Below are 17,877 nucleotides of genomic sequence, written 5' to 3' on the forward strand. Positions count from 1 at the left end.
CATTTTGCCGAAATTAGTCGTTCGATGCACGCCTGGCGCGCGCTCGTGCCCTTATTCCCTGCCCGATAACCGTCACGAGGGCGAAGAAGCTGGTGATGAGCGTCGCAACCATGACGGCATGTGGAATCTTCTCCCCCGCCTGCGCGGTCAGCGTCAGAGAGGAACGAAGCGGAATATCGGCGGTGAGCGTTGCTGCCTGCTCGGTATCTGTTTGCTCCAGGATGGAACCATCGGGACGAATAACGTAGGAATGGCCCGTCGTCGAGGCCTGGACGGCACTGCGCGAGTACTCCATCGCGCGCATGCGTAGGAGCTGCCCCTGCTGCGCGGATTCCCCAGAAGATTGGAAGTGATAGTTGTTTGATGGGACGACAATGGCTTGACCGCCACGAGTAACGCCGTCGCCGATCACCATGGGGTAGGCGGCCTCGAAACAGATGCCTACTGCGAGAGGAACAGCGCGTCCATCGCGCGCCTGCACCGTCATGACGGGTGGCTCCTCCCCCGCCTCCATGTCTCGACTTGATTGTGCGACTTCGGTCGCGAAGGACGCGATGAACTCACGCAGTGGGATGAATTCGCCGAAGGGGACAGGGACGTGTTTCGAGTAGCGGGCCGATTCTTCCAACCCCTGGCCCGGCTCCCAGATCGCGAGCCAGTTCTTGACGCGATCGCGTTCATTAAGGTTCGTGTAGCCGATCAGTACGGGTGCGTCGAGCGCGGAGGCAGCATGATCAACCGCCTGCCCGATTGCGGGGAACGCGACGGGATCACGGTCGACGGACCCCTCGCCCCAGATCGCCAGATCAAGCGGGTGATCAACCACGTCCGGTGAGCTCGCGAGCTCGAGGGAAGAGCGCACGTTGTTGCCGGTCACCTCGCCCTCGTGCTGGTAAGCCTGTGCGCCCGGCAGAGCGATGTCGCCTTGGACGACACCGATGCGTAGCATTCCGTTCTCTGCCTGGTTCGGCAGCGTGAGGGCGAGAGGCGCAACGTATGCGGCCGCGACGATGACGGCGAGCGCCGGCCGTGAAAACCAGTGCTCGCGAATCACCGATGCATCCCGAGCCGCGAATGCGCGGCGAACAAGGACGGCGAGGGCGACGACCACCGCGGTGATCACTGTCGTGCCGCCGTACGGGGCGAGGTGCCCGAGCGGAGAATCCACCTGAGGCAACGCCACGGAGCCCCACGGAAAACCTGACCACGGCCACCGGGAGCGCGCCGCGTCGACTCCAGCCCACGTAAGACCGAACAGCAGCGCCTGCATGATCGGGCCGCGCGCCCACGCCCATAGCTGTGTCCACCTCGCGAACAGCACCCAGGCCACCAGGAAAAGCGTCTGTACGAATGCAAGCACGAACCACGGCGGCGTCGTACCGACGGCGAGCGGAATCCAGTCGATGAGCGGAAGCCAGAAGCTCATGCCGAACACAAACGTGACAGTAAACGCCCGCGGTGCCCTGGCCTCGTCGATGCGCGAGATGTATAGCGCCAGTGCGGGCACAGACAGCCACCACCATCCGACCGGCTGAAATGATGCGTACAGCGCGAGGCCTGCGATCGCCGCGATGAGGGAGTCGCCGCATACGTGCGCAAACGAGGTGCGCTGCAAAATCTCCTGATGGCCCACAAGCCCTCCAGCATTCTAAATGGTCGACCAAGCCACGATACCGCGACCGATGCGGTCCTTCGCGGCCTCGGCTTTGCGCGTCAACTCACTGCTTGACGCAGCCGAGGCAATCTGGCCGAGGCAATCCATGACCTGGCGCATCCAGCGGACAAAGTCACCCGCTTGGATCGGCGTCGCATCGATAGCTGTCGCTAGCGTTGACCCGTGTGCCCAGGCGAGCGTCGCTGCCATGAGGCCCGCATCCAGGTTCGGGGTGGGCTCACATCCGCATGCCTTCTCGACGCGATGCACGCGCTGGAGGATCGCCAGGCTTTCGTGCCAGGCCTCCTGAAGGCGAATACCTACCCCCGAGGGAGCGAGCTGCTGGGCATCGTCGTCACAGCGAGAATCGTAGACAAGCGCGGACACCATGGACGCCAGTTCCGCTTCGTCAAGCTCGTTCCAGGTGCCCTCATTCATCGACATGGCCACCACCAGGTCGCGCTCGCCGAAGATTCGCCGCAAACGCTGACCGGCATCGGTGACCTCGTCACCGACCAGGAAACCGAGGCGCTCGAGGACCGTGCAGACGCGGTCGAACTGGGCGGCAACGGATCCCGTCTGGGAGTCAATTGAAGAGCGAAGACGGTCGATCTCACGTCCCAGGCGAGCCCACTGGGCACCTGCACGCGCATGCTCCTCACGGTGGGGGCAGCGGTGGACCGGGTGCTGGCGCATCGCAACGCGTAGCGCGGATACCGGGTCGGAGGCATCCGAATGCTCGGAGGGGACCTCATAGATACCCTGAGCGGCACCGGAACGCAGCTCACCGGCGATACGCGTCCGCTCCTTCGTGCGGCGCAGCGCAGAGCCTCCCGGGATGGACATGTGACCGACCACAGCGATCGCACCACGTACGTCTTCGGGAGCAAGGGCGCGCCACGTTGCATCCTCGCCAATGATCGATACCTCGACCCTGCCCGAGGCACTAGTGGCCTTTGCTCCAACGACGCACAGGCGCGACTTGCGGCCTCGCACGAGGGCGAGAACGTCTCCGGTGCGCACCTCGGACAGCACACGTCGAGACTTCTCGCGTGCTTCGTGCTTGCGCGCCCGAGCCCCCGACTTCTCCGCCTGACCGAGCTGGTCGCGCAGAGTCAGATACTCGCGCACATCACCGTGAGAACACGACAGGTCTTCCATCGTTGCCTCCCGCTGCACCTCGAGCTCGTTCAGCCGCGATGCCAGCGCGACGACGGCAGAGTCCGCCTGGTACTGCGCGAATGACGACTCTAAAACCTTGCGCGTCTGGGCGCGCGTCGAGCGTGCGAGCAGGTTGACAACCATGTTGTACGTCGGTGTGAAAGCGGAAATCAGAGGATAGGTGCGCTTCGAAGCGAGAGCAGCGACCTCCTCGGGCGCCACTCCCCCACGGTGCGAGACGACCGCGTGCCCTTCGGTGTCGATACCGCGGCGCCCTGCTCGTCCCGAGAGCTGGGTATATTCACCAGCCGAGAGGGACACGTGCGCTGAACCGTTCCACTTCGTCAGAGATTCGATGACGACTGTACGCGCCGGCATATTGATGCCCAGAGCAAGCGTCTCGGTTGCGTACACCATTTTGACCAGGCCGCGCGAAAACAAATGTTCGACGGTCTCCTTCATGAGGGGCAGCATTCCCGCGTGGTGGGCGGCAATGCCGCGCATGAGGCCGCGTTTCCAGGCCGCGGTGCCGAGAACGATCGCGTCCTCGGGCGGTAGTAACGCAATGACCTCATCGACGAAGCTCTCGATCTCGGCGGCCTCCGAACGCGTTGTCAAGGTGATACGCGTGGACAGGATCTGGCGAACCGCATCCTCGCAGTCGGCGCGCGAGAAAATGAACGTAATTGCGGGCAGCAGCCCGGCGCGATCGAGAGAAATGAGCGTCGAAGGACGCGACTCACGGCGAACGTGAACCTCGCGATTCCACGAGCGTGAACCCCGGCCTCCTCGCATTCCTGAATCGCGCGTTGCAGCGACCAGCTCGGGGTTGAGCTTTCCTCTCCCCGTCGGGGCGTAGAGGTCGAAGATGTCTTCGCCGACGATCATGTGCTGGTAGAGCGGCACGGGACGCTTTTCGGAGACGACGATCTCGCACGAGGACCGTACCTCGCGGATCCACGCGCCGAACTCCTCGGCATTCGACACCGTCGCGGACAGAGCAATGATCGCGACGTGCGCCGGTAGGTGAATGATCACTTCCTCCCACACCGGGCCGCGCATCTTATCCGCCAGGTAGTGCACCTCGTCAAGAATAACCACGCCCAGGTCGTCAAGGGGTGTGCCCGCATAGATCATGTTGCGCAGCACTTCGGTCGTCATAACGACGACGGGTGCGCCGGGATTGACCGACGTGTCACCGGTTGCGAGACCGACGTTGTCCGCTCCGAACAGGTCGCACAACTCCAGGTATTTCTGGTTGGAAAGTGCCTTGATGGGAGTCGTGTAGAACGCGCGCATTCCCTGCTCGAGAGCGACGTATGCGCCGAACTGCCCAACGATCGTCTTGCCCGCACCGGTGGGTGCAGCGACGAGGACGGAACTGCCGGCCTCGACGGCATCGAGTGCTTGAATCTGGAATGGATCAGGGGTGAAGCTGAGCGTTGAGACCCAACGTGCACGCAGCGAGGCGGCCGTCTGTGCTTCCGCTTTGTAGGCGGCGTAGCGCTGTGCGGCGTTGCCCACCCCCAGGCCGACCTCCTCCTCATGAGTGTGAGCATGCGTCTCACGGGTGCGATGTCGACGTCGTTTTGGGCTCACGATGCATCCTCTCGGTTCCACTTCGCCAAGATAGTGCGCGCATGGCGCGCGGCAGCCCGGCGCATGTCCGGCGAAACAGTACGCAGGTGCGGGGCAATGTCAATCAGGAGACTCAGGCCCCACTGTTCATTCCAGACGGGCAGGATAACCCGCGCTCCCCCATCGGCGAGCTCAGCGGCGATGTGACCGTCGTATTCGTCGGCGATCCATCGAGCATCGCGATCAACCTCGAGCGTCCAGGTCGGTGCGTCCTGGCGCACGCGGCGGGGCTCCTCAACGCGCCGGCCTTCGCCGCGCACGTCACTGATTGACGCGACCGCGAAACTGCGAGCCTGCCCCGCACGCGTACACCAGCCGCGCAGGAGCCAGCCGGTTGCGGTCGCCTCGAGCGACCACGGGTCGACAACGCGGCGCGTCTGGATACCCGAGGCAGACACGTAGGTGAAAGAGACGCGTTCTTCGCGCATGAGCGCATCACGCAGGGCCTCCAGGCTCGCGCTCGACGAGGCCGGGGAAGCAATCGCTTCCACGTACTGCTCCCCGTCCGCTTCCTTCAAGCCTCCCAGAGCACAGACAACGAGGGCAGCATGAGGGACGTGGGCGGCAAGATCGCTGCCCAACAAAGGCGTTATCGCAGACAAACCGATGAGAAGCGCCTGCGCCTCGAGTGCGGACAGTCGCAGTGGCGCGGATGCGCCGAGTGTCGAGCGCAGCGTGACGCGTTGTTCTCGCTCGTAGAGCTCCCAATCGACCTCAAACGAGGCACCGGGTAGTGAGTCTCCGACGGACGCGAGATATTCAACGTCGCGGCGCACCTGCCGACGCGTGCGGTGGAAGTGAGCGGCAATATCGTCGACGGTTGAGCCAGGATGCTCACTCATCCACGTCACCATCGACGCAAGACGGACAACTGCTAGCTGAACGTTCTCAGGCATCGTCTTCCCCCCACGTGGCGGCTGCCTGCAGGCGCGTCAATATGGCGTCGCGCAGAGCGTGCGGAGACACGACCACCACGTCGGCGGCCAGCGGGAGAAGACGACCGATCCATGTTCCTAGCTCAGCGTCTTCAAGGCCGACGCGTTCCCAGCCTCGCCGAGGCACGCCGCCCTCCTCGGGGACTCCCCCGGCCTCGTAGCCGTGAAGAATCATTCGTGCGGGAGATCCTGCGCGTACATCGACGACGGGAGAGACAAAGGAGGAGACCCGAGGAGGAGTGGGTCCCTCGGGAGGAACCGATGCGTCCCCCGGCTCCCCGATGAAAGATACCTGTGAGCGTATGCGCGAGATACGGAACGTTCGCTCGGCACTGCGGTCGAGGTCCCAGCCCCACAGGTACAGAGCACGGCCCTGAACCGACAGAGCCCACGGCTCCACGGAACGCTCCGTCAACTGCCCGGATCCCGGGTATTCGAAACACACCACTCGGCGTTCACGAATGGCCTGAGACAAGGCGGTTGCAGCTCCGAGGCCGGTGAGCCCAAGACGAATCGTGGGAGCGGAGACATCATCACGGGACGCAGCAGCGGCTTTTGCGTCGATCGCATCGGCGAAAAACTCGCTGCTATCCCACGCGCGCGCGGCCAGCGACATCAGGGCACGATCGGCGCTCGTCACCCCAATACCGGGAGCGAAAGAATCCCAGGAAATGCTGTAGCGCTCCCCCGAACGAATCGTCATGTGAGCGCCCGCGTCACGCAGCGCATCCTTATCGCGCTGGAACTGGGTCTCAAAGGCATCATCTGCAAGCCCCTGATAGCCCGGAAGCTCCCGCAGCTGCGCCTTGGTGCGCCCGGGACGCGCGCCCAGGAGCTCCACAAAAAGCTCAAGGACGCGCACGTTAGCGTTGACGGCGGTACTCACCCGCCTACCCTACGCGAAGCGTGCGCGTCCCGAGCATGCGGCGCACCGTCAGGACTGAGAAGACGCGGTATCGGCGGTACTCGCGTACTCGTTGCTCACGATGGCGCTTGGATCGACGTCTCCTTCGAGGACCCCGATGGAGTTCAGGAACGACACCATCGAGGACCACGTGGCGAGATCCTGCACCCCGTCAGCGTGCGCGTCATCTCCGAGCCACAGCGGAACAGTCGCGGCGAGCACCGCATTCGCTGCGGCCAGCGTCGCCTCATCACTCAGCGTCGTGTCCCACTTCGCGGTCGCGTCAATCGCGATCTGGGGATCGGCGGCGATCGCATTCATCGCGTGGGTGGTTGCGGACACGACCGCACGCGCCGCATCGGGGTGGGCCTGTGCCCACTGACGCGTCGTAATGATCGACGCCGCAACCAGAGGCGTCGAAGCGCCGTCCAAAGGAATCTCGCGAATGTCAATACCCGCAAGGCGCATCTGCACCGCGTCGTTGTTGGTGAAGCCGACAACCGCGTCCACCTGTCCGGCAGCGAGGGCTGCTTGCTGCGTGTAACCGATCGACGAAATCGTCACGTCGGATGTCTGCAGGCCACCGGCCTTGATGGCGGCGAGAGTCGCGTAGTAGCTCGAACCGTACTCACCGGGGATACCGATGTTCTTTCCGGCCAGGTCAGCCAGGCTCGTGATCGACGACGAGGCTGGCACGATGACGGTTCCCGGGTAGGTTGCGTAATACTGGCCGATCGACACGAGATCCAGGCCCTGTGAGGCCGCCACGGCGGCCTCGTCACCGGATGCAATGACGACGTCCTCTTGACCGGCGAGGAGCGCCGTGAACAGACCCTCATCCGAACCATGATGACGGACCGTTGCGGTGACACCGGCGTCGTTGTAGAGGCCCTGGGAATCAGCGACATATACCGGGGCAAACTGCACGTTAGGAATGTAGGTCAGGCCGATCGTGACGTTCGAGCTGCCTCGCTCGGACGCGCCTGACTGCGTTGCGCCGGGACCGGCAGTACAAGCGCCCAGTGCCAGCGAGGCGCTGGCACCGATAACGGTCGCGCGGACGATAGTGGAAAGCTTCAAGGGATGTCTCCTTCACTGCGTGATGGCGTAGCGCTTCGACCGCTCGATCCGGTACACGATGACGTACAAAATTGTTGCCATGACGCACAGGATCGCGATGATGACGAACATGCCGGCGGTGTCCACGTTGCTTCTCATTTGAGTGAGTACCTGACCGAGCCCGGACCCTCCCATGACCATCTCCCCCACGACCGCGCCCGTCACAGACAGAGCAAACCCGTTACGCAGGCCGCCCAGAATGGCGGGAGCGGCAAGAGGTAGCTCCATGTGTACGGCCATCGTCCAGCCCGTCGCGCCGTCGAGCGCGGCAGCTTCCAGCAGCTCGTGATCGATATGACGCAAGCCGACGACGCTGGAAACTAGGATCGGAAAAAATACCATCAGTGCGCACAGCACGATGACCGGCGTGATGCCGTACCCGACCCACAGCACGAGAATGGGGGCGATGGCGATGGCGGGCAACGCCTGGGTTGCTCCAAGGAAGGGTTCCACCGCAGCAGCCAGCAGCCGCGAGCGGTAGATCGCATACGCTAACGGCAGCGCAACGACCGTTCCGAGCGCACACCCTGCAATCGCCTCTCCTCCCGTCACCGCGATCTGACGCCAGGTGGCGGGGCGCTGAAGAAGCGCTACCCCTTTGCGGGCAACAGCAAGCGGATCGGGCAGGCGCCAGGCTTCGATGCCGGTCAGCGTCGTCGTCAGCCACCATCCTGCCAGCACAAGGGCAAGAAAGATGATCGGTGCCGCGACGGTGAGCGCACCGCGGGGCTTGTTCCGAATTGCCACGACTTACTTTCCGACACCGGGGGTACGCGCAGCACAGTAGACGCACGGAGGCGCCTCATGCACTCCTCCCATCCGGACTTTCACCGTCGGTGCCGGAATTTCACCAGCTCAACCGCCCTCGTTCTGTGAGGGCGGGTCGCGGACTATCACCGCCGGTTCGGACTTTCACCGACCCCGGAGTACTCGTGTGCCATTGTGCCACCGCCGGGCGCACCGCGCGAGGCGTATCCGCTAGAGAAGAAAAGAGGCGGCCGGATGGGACCTCATCCCATCCGGCCGCCCAACGTCTTCTCAGTCAGTGCGTGTGAGCGTTGGCGAGTTCGCGCAGCGCCTCGACCTCACGATGAGCGTCTTGGGCTCGGAACACCGCGGAACCCGCGACGAAGTTGTCTGCCCCGGCCTCGGCCGCACGCTCGATAGTCGCGCGGGAAATACCGCCGTCAACCTGGATTGAAACCTGCAGCCCAGCAGCGTTGATCGCGGCGCGCGTTCGCTCAATCTTCGGAATCATCTGTTCGATGAAGGACTGCCCGCCGAAACCGGGCTCAACCGTCATGATGAGAATCATGTCGAACTCGTTGAGGATGTCCACGAACGGCGCGATATCAGTCGCGGGCTTGAGCGCGAGGCCGGCTCGCGCGCCGATGCGGTGCAGCTCGCGTGCGAGGCGCAGTGGTGCCGCAGCTGCCTCAGCGTGGAAGGTGACGGACTCGCAGCCGACCTCGGCGTACTGCGGCGCCCAGCGATCCGGATCCTCGATCATCAGGTGCGCGTCAACCGGGAGGATGCCGGACTTCACGACGGCTTCCGCGACGGGCAGACCCCATGACAGGTTCGGGACGAAATGGTTATCCATGACGTCAACGTGAGCGATATCCGCTCCTGCGATCTTGGTGAGCTCACCGCGCAGGTCAGCGATGTCGCAGTTGAGGATCGACGGGCTAATTGTGGCGTTCATAACGCATATGCTAGCGCCTGCGCAGGCAGGCCACAAACATAAGATCCGTACCGAAACGGTGGTCCCACAGCTGCAGCGTACGACCGTCGTAGCCCTTGATGATGCCCGCAGACGCGGGGACGTCCAGAGCCTCGGGTGCGCAGTCGTTGGCGAGTGCGACGGTGTCAAGCAGCTCAACCTCACCGCTTTCCAGCAGACGCGCGACCTGATCACGCGTCTCCGCCGCATGCGGTGAACACGTGATATAGGTGAGAACGCCTCCGGGGCGCGTCAGAGCGAGCGCACGATCAAGTAGCTCGCGCTGAAGGACGGTGAGTTCCTCGACGTCTGCGGGGGTGCGATTCCATCGGGACTCGGGGCGACGGCGCATGGACCCCATGCCCGAGCAGGGAGCGTCGACGATGACACGGTCGAAGGACGCCAGTGGCCAAGCGCTGCGTCCCCCACCGAAAGTACGGCCGTCACCGCTCACGACCTCGATCGAGTCGAACTGACGCGTGGTGCGCTCGACGAGGCGGGCGCGGTGCGGGTGCACCTCATTGGCGGTCAGGCGTGCTCCGACGCCTGCGGCGAGGCCGGCCAGGAGTGCGGCCTTACCGCCGGGGCCCGCGCACAGGTCGAGCCAACGTTCGTCAGACCCGCCCTCCAGCGGTGCGGATGCAGCGATCAGCGTCGCGAGCTGCGAGCCTTCATCCTGGGCGCCAGCGCGTCCATCACGAATCGAGGGCAGACGCGCGGGGTCGCCGGATTCGAGGAGGACCGCGTGCGGAGACACGGCGCCCAGGGCAACGCGGGTGTCGAGGATATCCTCGGCCTCGTCGGCGAGCTCGTCAACGCTCATCAGCGACGGGCGGGCCACCAACGTGACCGTGGGAACCTCGTTATCAGCCGCCAGCACATCGACAAGTTCATCCTCGGGATAACCGTGGGCCTTGAGGGCGTCGCGGAAAGCAGCGACCATCCACGCCGGGTGTGAGTAGCGCACGCCGAGAGCCTCGTCCTCGTTGGCAATGGCATCCATGGCCGCCTCGCGCTCGCCAGGATCCTCGCGGGTGATCGAGCGCAGGACAGCATTCACGAAACGGACAGGACCGTCCGTGAGATGTTCGCGCGCGACATCCACCGTTGCCGACACGGCCGCGTGGTCGGGCACGCGCATATCGAGAAGCTGGTGGGCCCCCATACGCAGGAGGACGAGGGCGCGGGGATCGAGATCAGCAAGAGGCCGATCGATGTGACGTGCAATCACCCAATCGAGGCGCCCAATCGCGCGCAGTGTGCCGTGGACGAGCTCTGACGTGAAGGCAGCGTCACGGTCAGAAAAATGTCCGTCCCGCCGGGCCTGGCGCAGTGCCTTCGGCAAAATAATGTTCGCGAACGCCCCCTGCGTCGAGACCTCGTGTAGAACCTCGTAGGCAATGCGGCGGGGCTCGTCGGCCTGACGCAGCTTGCGGTAGCCGTCCGCGTAGCGCCTCTCGCTCATCGCGCCCCCTCCAGCTCTCCACCGAAGCGCAGGGCGTCGGAAGGCCGCGCTCCCCTGGCCCAGGCGGCCGCGTCCATCCACGACTTGCCGGCCGGTGCGACCTGACCGAGCACGAGAGCGCCGTGCGCGCATCCGACGGTCACCTGCTTCTTCGTGACCTCAAGCTGGCCGAGTTCGAGATCGTCCCGGTCCACGGGTGTTGCCTTGTCGAGCTTCATACGCACGCCACCCGGCAAGAGCGTGTAGGCACCGGGATTGGGCGTCACGGAACGGATAATGCGGTCTTCGTGGGCTGCATCGTGCGTGAACGACACGTAACCGTCAACATGTTCGAGACGCCGCGCATGCGTCACGCCCTCCGACGACTGCGCGATAGCTGTCGCGCTGCCGTCAGCGAGCGCATCGACGACACTGAGCACCTGGGGTGCCCCAGCCTCGGCCATCGACGCGAGCAGCTCACCAGCACTCTCATGGCGGATCGGGACCTCGACGCGCGAATAGACATCGCCCGTATCCAGACCTTCCTCGAGATTGAACACGCAGGACGCGGTCGTCGCGTCGCCTGCACGAATAGCCCACTGGACCGGGGCAGCGCCGCGCCACCTGGGCAAATCCGAGAAATGCAGGTTCACCCACCCATGCGTAGGCATCGCGAGCACGTTCGGCGGAACCAAACCTCCGTAGGCTACGACGACGCCAAGGTCCGCATGCACGTCCTCAATACGCTGCGCAATCTCGGGACTCTTGAGAGTTGTGGTTTCCAGGAGCTCCACACCGGCCTGGGCAGCGACGTCCGCGACCGGGGAGGGGTACATGGTCTTGCCGCGACCGCGTCGAGCAGGTGGACGCGTCATGACGAGAGCAACCTCGTGGGATGACGATAACAGTGCCTTCAGCGTGGGGACTGCGGCTTCGGGGGTACCAGCAAAAATAATGCGCACGGCCGTCAGTTTACGGCACTGGGCAGGCGCTGACTCAGAAGAGCTCGGGTGGGTTCACGCTCATTTTGACGAGTGGTACCTTGCGCGCGCTGCGCGAACGCCGAATATCGGCAAGCACCGCCAGCATTGCGGCAGCGCCCGCCAACGGGGTTCGCACCAGTGTGCGCACCTCGTTCTCCTCGCCTTCGCGAGTCGCCGGACGCACGACCGTACCCACCAGCTCCGCGCCGCCCTCACGAATGACCTGCTCGGCAACTTGGCGTACCTGAGCCGAAGGACCGTCCAGGGCGACCATCGTCGTGGCCGGGAAGAAGCCAAGTGCCTCACGCTCATCGAGGAGCCGATCGGCGTAGTCAGTGGGAGCCCAGCGCACAAGCGCCTGACCCAACGCGTCTGGAATCGTCCCCACGACGAGGCCGGGGTGACCTGGGCGGACGAGCGACAGTGCGTTGAGCCAGCGCCTGGCGGCTTCCTCCGGTGCCCACAGCTCGGCACGACCGGCGAGGGCATGGGCATCAAGGATGATGGCTCCGGCGTATCCTCCATCAACGTCCGGCTCAGCACCCGGCGTGGCCACAACGACCGTCGGGCGCGCCGGCAGCTGGCGGTTGATCCGATGTGCAGCTGAGGATTCGAGCACGGATGCATCCGGAAGGTTGCGAGCGATCTCCTCCGCTGTGCGCGTGGAACCGACGCGGGCTGCCCGTAGGTCAGTACCCGAACAGTGGGGGCAACGCCACGAGACGGAGGCGCGCGCACACCACGAACACGTCATCTCTCCCCCGCTGCCCAGCGCGAGCGGGCCGGAGCAATGGCGGCAGCGTGCGCGCTCGCCGCAGCGGCGGCACACGACCGTCGGCCAATAGCCAGATGCGCCGACCTGAATAAGAACAACACCTTCGCGTAGGCCCTGGCGGATCATACGCAGAGCCGCCTGAGGGATGCGCATATGGCCGCTGGCCCCCTCGCGCTGCGCCTCCGTAACCCCGTGCAGATGGACGCGCGGCGTTGCGTCGCGCAACGCACCCGGGAACGGCTCGAGGCTCGCCGCCCAGCCGGAACGAACGAGAGCCTGAGCCTTGACGGAACGCGCGTACGAGGCGACGAGAAGTCCCGCGCCCTCCACGGCGCATCGCTGAACAGCGACATCAAGACTGTCACACCGTGGGAAACGCCGCTCACGGTGTCGATCATCCCCGTCGTCGCAGATGATGATAAGGCCGAGCGACGCGCATGGGACCCACACTGCAGAGCGCGTACCGACAACGATCGGAACACGACCAAGTGTTGCGGCTGCGTGGATACGGTACCGCTCTTCGGGCGCCACCTCACCGCCCGTCACCGCGACGGGGACGCCGAGATCCTCCTCGAGAGAGCGCGCATATCGCGTCGCTTCCTCGCCGGTGGGCGTAACGACGATGACGCTGCGACCTGATGCAACTGTCGCCGCAACGGCATCTGACAGACAGCAGCGCATGAGGGGGCGCAGAGCGGTCACGACCGCGCGAGGGGATTCGCCGGACGAGAGTCTGCTCAGCAGTGCCTCACCAGCCGAGTATGCTCCCCACCCCGCCGATGCTGACGGAGCCTCCAGACGCGGCCACGGCAGGGGTGCCTGCTCCAACACGCGCGTTTCACCCCGTGCGTGCCGGGGAGGAATAGCGAGAGAAAGGACTTGCGATGTTGTCGCAAGAAAACGCCCGGCAATGCGCCGAGCAGTCTCATAGAGCGCGGGAGTCAACACCGGAATCGACGAGGAGACCGACTCAATATGAGCGGCATCGTCAAGTACATCACGGCGCGTGCGCTCAATGATCCATCCATCGACGCGCGCGCCCGAAAAACGCACGCGAACCAGATTCCCAACCGTGGCCTGGTCGATCAGCTTCTCTGGAACAACGTAGTCGAGAGGCCGATCAATGTGCGGCAGGTCGACATCAACGAGCACGCGGGCGATCTCCGCGCTGCGAGAGCGCGGCGGATCGAAGCCTTCAAGCATGCCCTGTTGGGAAGTCATGATTCCAGTGGATCACGGCCCGTGCTCATCTGCGTCCCGTACTCAGCCCAGGAGCTTCAGACCGTACTTCGCGACCACCATGGCGAGGACACCGAACACGATGAGACCCCACAGCGCCCAGTCAAGTCCCTGGGCGACGATACGACGCAGACCCTCGGGCGTTGGGATGACGCCGTCACGAATGTTGATACGGGTGATGCCGCCGAACACGAGTGTCGTCGTCAGCGTGATGAGCAGACACCACGGGCACAGCACCTGAATGATGAAATACGACTGCCCGAAGAGCCAGAACGCGAAGAACAATGCGATCGTGTAGAGCAGGTTCGTCCCCAGCATGTACCAACGCGGAAACTTCACGCCGGAGAAAACAGCCACCGAGATGGCTAGGACAACGGCCTCGAAAAAGATACCGAGGAAGGCGTTAGGGAAGCCGAGGATGCGAGCCTGCCAGGTCTGAGCAACCGTCGAACACGAGAGCACAGACGAAATGTCGCAACCGAAGCGCGTGGACGAATCGGCAGCGAGCTGCCACGCCTCAATCGATAGAACGAAAGACGTGACGAGGCCAATGCAACCGGAGATGATCATCTCCAGGCTCGTGCGACGACGCCAGGCGCGACGCGCGGCCTCGGTCTCGTACGAGGGCAGGTAGTCCTCGGCTTCGGGCACTTGACTCATGCGAGAGCAGCCTTGAGCTGGTCAACGCGGTTGGTGGCCTCCCACGGGAACTGTTCGCGACCGAAGTGACCGTAGGCGGCGGTCTCACGGTAGATCGGACGCAGCAGATCAAGGTCCTCGATCATGCCGAGTGGGCGCAGGTCGAAGACCTCGCGGATCGCGTCAGCAATGCGTTCCTCGGGCACCGACGCTGTCCCGAAGGTGTCGACGTACAGGCCAATCGGGCGAGCGCGGCCGATCGCGTATGCAAGCTGAATCTCGCAACGCTGGGCGATACCCGCGGCCACGACGTTCTTGGCGACCCAACGGGCAGCATACGTCGCGGAACGGTCAACCTTCGAAGGATCTTTTCCGGAGAATGCGCCGCCTCCGTGGCGGGCCATGCCACCGTAGGTATCGACGATAATCTTGCGACCGGTGAGGCCAGCGTCAGCGGCGGGACCACCCAGGACGAAGCGTCCTGAGGGGTTAATGAGAGTCTTCATCGAACCCGTCGCCAGAGCGAGGCCGGACTCCTCAATGACGGGCGTGATGACGTAGTCGCGCACGGCGTCGCTGATCGCGCACTGAGACAGAGCCTCGTCGTGCTGAGCGGACACGACAATCGTATCGATGCCCACCGGGCGGCCGTTCTCGTAGCCAAGAGTCACCTGAGTCTTACCGTCGGGACGCAGCCCCTCAACAATGCCCTGCTTGCGCACGTCAGCCAGGCGCTTTGCGAGGCGGTGAGCGAGCCAGATGGGGGCAGGCATGAGATCGGGGGTGTCGGAGGAGGCATAGCCGAACATGATGCCCTGGTCGCCAGCGCCGAGGCGGTCGCGTGGATCGCCGCCCTGGGTGCCGCGCACCTCAAGGGCCTCGTCGACGCCGCCGGCGATGTCGGGGCTCTGGCCATCAAGCGACACGGAGACGCCACAGGACGCGCCATCAAAGCCAACGCGCGACGAGTCGTATCCGATCGAGAGGATCTCGCGGCGCACGATCTCCGGGATCTCAACGTACGCCTCGGTGGTCACCTCACCGGCGACGTGAATGAGGCCGGTTGCCGCCATCGTCTCGACGGCGACACGCGAGCGAGGATCGGCGGCGAGCAGCGCGTCAAGGATCGCATCGGAAATGCGGTCACAGACCTTGTCGGGGTGGCCTTCGGTAACGGACTCAGAAGAAAAAAGCTGTTGACTCACCGCTTTAGATTATCAAGGAATGAGGCCATATGGCCGACGAGACCTGCCGCTACTTCATCCTTCGAGCCGACGTAACGGCCGACGATGTGACCATTGGCATCGAGGACGCGGACGTCGTTGGCAACGTCGCCGAACCCGACGCCGCTGCCCACCCGGTTCAGGCAGATGAAATCTGCTCCCTTACGCACCGCCTTATCGGCACCGTACGCGAGGATCTCCTCCTCTGTGCCGGTTTCAGCAGCGAAGCCAACAACGAGGGGCGGGCGCTTCTCACTGTGCCCGATCTCAGCGAGGATATCGGGGTTGCGCACGAGACGAATGGTAGGTGCCTCCTCGTTTGTGGGGTCTTTCTTCATCTTTGACTGTGACACGGCCTCGGGACGGAAGTCAGCGACGGCGGCCGCCATGACGAGAGCATCGGCGTCTATGACCTGGCTGACCGTGGCTTCTCGCATCTGAAGGGCACTGCCCACGCGGGTGACCTGTACGGTTGAAGGGAGCCCTGCTAGGAGAGCCGATTCAATATTGGCCGCGATGACCCTGACCGCCGCTCCAGCTCGTGCTGCCGCCGATGCGATTGCCAGCCCCTGCCGACCAGACGACTGATTACCCAAAAAACGGACCGGATCGATCGGCTCGTGAGTACCGCCGGCCGTGACGACGACCGTGCGGTCGGCGAGCACGTGGGAAGCCCGCTCATGGTGAGAAAATACTTCAAGTGCCTTTCGCGCGATTTCCTCTGGATCCGGCAGACGACCGATCCCATTGTCACCCGAACCGAGTGCGCCGGACGTCGGATCAATGATGTGCACTCCGCGCTCACGTAGTGTGCGGACATTGGCTTGAGTGGCGGGAGCCAGCCACATGTTGGAATGCATCGCCGGGGCAACGACGACAGGGGCGTTCGAGGCAAGAACCGTCAGCGACACCATGTCGTTCGCGAAACCGGCCGCAAGATGCGCCAAGGAGTTCGCAGTCGCAGGTACGACAATAATGAGGTCGGCAATTCGGGCGAGCTCCACGTGCTCGGCACGCCCCTCCCCCGCGATATCCACGGCGACAGGGCGCGACGTGATGCCCTCCCAGGTCGAACGGCCGATAAACTCCAACGACGCGCGCGTGGCAGCAATATACACGTCGTGGCCCGCGCGTTGACACTCGCGGACCACGATGGGTGCTTTGAAGGCTGCAACGCCGCCGGTCACTGCGACGACGATGGTTGCCACTTCAGGCCTCGGGGTTAGCTTCGAGAGACAGGAGGCCTTCGTTGATTTCACGCAGGGAAACCGCCAGAGGCTTCTCATCCGGCTGTACGTCAACGACCGGCCCCACGAACTGGATCATGTTCTGCTGAAGCTGCAGATTGTAAGAGTTAATCTGGCGCGCACGCTTCGCAGCGAAGATCACCAGCGCGTACTTGGAATCGACGTGCTTCAGCAGATCGTCAATAGGTGGGGAGGTGATGCCCACGGGCTGGGCAACGATTCCGGACATGCGTGTTTTCCTCTCAGTGGCGGATTCAGATAGATATTACTCCAGGCCAATGAGCCGAGCCAGCTCATCCACCGCGCGCTCCACATCGTCGTTGATCACAACGTGATCAAACTCCGAAGCCGCCTCAAGCTCGACACGGGCAGTGGCAAGGCGTCGAGCCTGCTCTTCGGGGCCTTCGGTACCGCGGCCGATGAGGCGGCGCTGAAGCTCCTCCCACGAGGGAGGTGCAAGGAAGATGAACTGCGCGTCGGGCCTGTTGGCGCGCACCTGGCGTGCACCGGCTAAATCGATCTCGAGGAGCACAGGATTGCCGGCATTGAGAGCTTCATCGACCGGACCACGGGGGGTCCCATACTTGTTTTTCCCATGAACAAGCGCCCACTCCAACATGTCTCCCCGTTCGATCATTGCATCGAACTCTTGGGGGGAAACAAAGTAGTAGTGGACGCCGTTCAGTTCACCGGGTCGAGGATCGCGAGTTGTTGCCGAGACCGACACTTTCAGTGCCGGGTAGCGCTTTGTGAGCGCAGCGACAACAGTTCCCTTTCCAACGGCCGTAGGGCCAGCGAGGACAGTCAGTTGAGCCTTAGTCATGGCTCAAGTGTGCCACGCTTTACCGCGTCAGCCGAAACGCTCAACGAGCGCCTTCCGCTGGACGGGGCCGAGGCCACGCACGCGCCTGCTTTGGGCAATCTTGTACTCGTCCATCAGCACGGCGGCCGTGTTCGTGCCGACGCGCGGCAGCGACTCCAGTAGCGAAACGACCTTCATCTTCGCCACGGCCTCGTCTGTATCAGCGAGTTCCAAAACCTCCGACAGGTTCATCGAGCGCGCCTTGAGCGCGTTCTTCACTTCGGCGCGACGCCTCCGTGCCTGCGTTGCCTTCTCAAGAGCCTGTGCCCTCTGTTCTGGCGTGAGATCAGGTAGTGCCATTCTGATCATCTCCTCCGTTGGGATCTTCGGT

Annotated in this window: 16 protein-coding genes and 1 riboswitch; all 16 genes read right to left on the reverse strand. The window is 63.9% G+C overall.

The features are described from left to right. Window positions 1-13: 13 nt before the first annotated feature. Window positions 14-1,633: an apolipoprotein N-acyltransferase gene (gene lnt / locus O3684_RS03370; RefSeq protein WP_500065085.1), complete on the reverse strand. Its 1,620-nt coding sequence runs from the start codon at window positions 1,631-1,633 to the stop codon at window positions 14-16. A gap of 15 nt (window positions 1,634-1,648) precedes the next feature. Further along, complete coding sequence (locus tag O3684_RS03375; protein WP_500065086.1) at window positions 1,649-4,414, reverse strand: DEAD/DEAH box helicase; 2,766 nt, start codon at window positions 4,412-4,414, stop codon at window positions 1,649-1,651. Further along, entirely contained in the window at window positions 4,411-5,349 is a 939-nt protein-coding gene (locus O3684_RS03380; RefSeq protein WP_500065087.1) for a helix-turn-helix transcriptional regulator, read from the reverse strand. The genes O3684_RS03375 and O3684_RS03380 overlap by 4 nt, the downstream gene beginning before the upstream one ends. Further along, window positions 5,342-6,274, reverse strand: coding sequence for a helix-turn-helix transcriptional regulator (locus O3684_RS03385; protein ID WP_500065088.1), 933 nt, complete (start codon window positions 6,272-6,274; stop codon window positions 5,342-5,344). Before O3684_RS03385 ends, O3684_RS03380 begins: the two co-directional genes overlap by 8 nt. Before the next feature lie 48 nt (window positions 6,275-6,322). After that, entirely contained in the window at window positions 6,323-7,372 is a 1,050-nt protein-coding gene (locus O3684_RS03390; protein ID WP_500065089.1) for an ABC transporter substrate-binding protein, read from the reverse strand. A gap of 12 nt (window positions 7,373-7,384) precedes the next feature. Continuing rightward, window positions 7,385-8,158 (reverse strand): ABC transporter permease, encoded by a 774-nt coding sequence (locus tag O3684_RS03395; RefSeq protein ID WP_500065091.1) that lies wholly within the window; start codon window positions 8,156-8,158, stop codon window positions 7,385-7,387. Window positions 8,159-8,214: 56 nt separating this feature from the next. Next, window positions 8,215-8,344, reverse strand: a riboswitch (FMN riboswitch). A 109-nt stretch (window positions 8,345-8,453) separates the two neighbouring features. Further along, window positions 8,454-9,116, reverse strand: coding sequence for a ribulose-phosphate 3-epimerase (gene rpe / locus O3684_RS03400; RefSeq protein ID WP_500062287.1), 663 nt, complete (start codon window positions 9,114-9,116; stop codon window positions 8,454-8,456). Between the two features lie 10 nt (window positions 9,117-9,126). Then, window positions 9,127-10,599 carry a transcription antitermination factor NusB gene (locus O3684_RS03405; RefSeq protein WP_500065092.1) on the reverse strand — a complete coding sequence of 491 codons (1,473 nt, stop codon included), beginning with the start codon at window positions 10,597-10,599 and terminating at the stop codon, window positions 9,127-9,129. Then, the gene (locus O3684_RS03410) at window positions 10,596-11,540 is read right to left on the reverse strand and encodes a methionyl-tRNA formyltransferase (RefSeq protein WP_500065093.1); all 945 of its coding nucleotides are present in this window, start codon (window positions 11,538-11,540) and stop codon (window positions 10,596-10,598) included. Before O3684_RS03410 ends, O3684_RS03405 begins: the two co-directional genes overlap by 4 nt. Before the next feature lie 34 nt (window positions 11,541-11,574). Beyond that, a complete protein-coding gene (locus O3684_RS03415) occupies window positions 11,575-13,557 on the reverse strand; it encodes a primosomal protein N' family DNA-binding protein (RefSeq protein ID WP_500065095.1) in 1,983 nt (660 codons plus the stop codon). Between the two features lie 42 nt (window positions 13,558-13,599). Continuing rightward, window positions 13,600-14,235, reverse strand: coding sequence for a vitamin K epoxide reductase family protein (locus tag O3684_RS03420; RefSeq protein WP_500065096.1), 636 nt, complete (start codon window positions 14,233-14,235; stop codon window positions 13,600-13,602). Further along, complete coding sequence (metK, locus tag O3684_RS03425) at window positions 14,232-15,419, reverse strand: methionine adenosyltransferase (protein WP_500065097.1); 1,188 nt, start codon at window positions 15,417-15,419, stop codon at window positions 14,232-14,234. Before metK ends, O3684_RS03420 begins: the two co-directional genes overlap by 4 nt. Then, window positions 15,416-16,645, reverse strand: a complete 1,230-nt coding sequence (gene coaBC / locus O3684_RS03430) for a bifunctional phosphopantothenoylcysteine decarboxylase/phosphopantothenate--cysteine ligase CoaBC (RefSeq protein WP_500065099.1) — start codon at window positions 16,643-16,645, stop codon at window positions 15,416-15,418. The genes metK and coaBC overlap by 4 nt, the downstream gene beginning before the upstream one ends. A gap of 1 nt (window position 16,646) precedes the next feature. Continuing rightward, on the reverse strand, window positions 16,647-16,913 hold the full coding sequence (rpoZ, locus tag O3684_RS03435; protein WP_500062280.1) for a DNA-directed RNA polymerase subunit omega: 267 nt from the start codon (window positions 16,911-16,913) through the stop codon (window positions 16,647-16,649). 36 nt (window positions 16,914-16,949) lie between these two features. Beyond that, the gene (gmk, locus tag O3684_RS03440) at window positions 16,950-17,507 is read right to left on the reverse strand and encodes a guanylate kinase (RefSeq protein WP_500065100.1); all 558 of its coding nucleotides are present in this window, start codon (window positions 17,505-17,507) and stop codon (window positions 16,950-16,952) included. A gap of 27 nt (window positions 17,508-17,534) precedes the next feature. Further along, entirely contained in the window at window positions 17,535-17,846 is a 312-nt protein-coding gene (gene mihF / locus O3684_RS03445) for an integration host factor, actinobacterial type (RefSeq protein WP_500062278.1), read from the reverse strand. Window positions 17,847-17,877: the final 31 nt, after the last annotated feature.

The organism is Pauljensenia sp. 20925_1_27, from assembly GCF_041432835.1.
Classification (GTDB): Bacteria; Actinomycetota; Actinomycetes; order Actinomycetales; family Actinomycetaceae; genus Pauljensenia.

Bases quoted from the DNA above. Each gene is read 5' to 3' on its own strand.
- O3684_RS03380 (WP_500065087.1), bottom strand. From the start codon at position 5,349: ATGCCTGAGAACGTTCAGCTAGCAGTTGTCCGTCTTGCGTCGATGGTG.
- rpe (WP_500062287.1), bottom strand. From the start codon at position 9,116: ATGAACGCCACAATTAGCCCGTCGATCCTCAACTGCGACATCGCTGAC.
- O3684_RS03405 (WP_500065092.1), bottom strand. From the start codon at position 10,599: ATGAGCGAGAGGCGCTACGCGGACGGCTACCGCAAGCTGCGTCAGGCC.
- O3684_RS03415 (WP_500065095.1), bottom strand. From the start codon at position 13,557: ATGACTTCCCAACAGGGCATGCTTGAAGGCTTCGATCCGCCGCGCTCT.
- O3684_RS03420 (WP_500065096.1), bottom strand. From the start codon at position 14,235: ATGAGTCAAGTGCCCGAAGCCGAGGACTACCTGCCCTCGTACGAGACC.
- rpoZ (WP_500062280.1), bottom strand. From the start codon at position 16,913: ATGTCCGGAATCGTTGCCCAGCCCGTGGGCATCACCTCCCCACCTATT.
- gmk (WP_500065100.1), bottom strand. From the start codon at position 17,507: ATGACTAAGGCTCAACTGACTGTCCTCGCTGGCCCTACGGCCGTTGGA.
- mihF (WP_500062278.1), bottom strand. From the start codon at position 17,846: ATGGCACTACCTGATCTCACGCCAGAACAGAGGGCACAGGCTCTTGAG.